The organism is Photorhabdus sp. RM96S, assembly GCF_042879335.1.
GTDB classification, from domain to species: Bacteria; Pseudomonadota; Gammaproteobacteria; order Enterobacterales; family Enterobacteriaceae; genus Photorhabdus; species Photorhabdus kayaii.
Window position 1 is genome coordinate 1 of record NZ_JBHFKT010000171.1, and the last position, 515, is coordinate 515.

At 64.1% G+C, this 515-nt stretch carries 1 pseudogene; it reads left to right on the forward strand.

Features of this window, described 5'->3' with window-relative positions:
• Positions 1-515 (forward strand): annotated as a pseudogene (locus ACGF49_RS24805) (hypothetical protein); the annotation flags it as partial.

The window sequence follows — 515 nt, forward strand, 5'->3', positions numbered from 1 at the left end:
GGCTGCTGCGGGTCACCGACGCGTTACATCAGCAGACCGACTACCACCACAGCCCGTTTCACGCCAGCCCGGCGGGCAGCGTCAGCGAGATTTGCTTGCCGGACGGCCTCCGGCAGACCATTGACTACGACAGCGAGCGCCGGGTCTCGGCGGTGACCGATGGGGAAGGCCGGACCACCCGCTATACCTATGACGCCTTTGACCGGCTCAGCCGCCTCACCCGCCCGGATGGCACGGCCCTGACCTTTGGCTACGACCGACTGACCCGCCTGAAAACCGTGACCAACGAAACCGGTGAAACTTACCATTACACCCGTGACCCGGCCGGCCGGGTGATTAGCGAAACCGATTTTACCGGCCGGACCATTCATTATCAGTATGACGCGGCCGGGCGCCGCCTGACCGCCCGTTACCCCAATCACCAGCTGCTGCGCTGGTGTTACACCGACGACGACCGCATTACCCGCCAGGAAGCGTGGCAGGAAGAGGATGACCGGTGCGCGTTATGCTCAGTC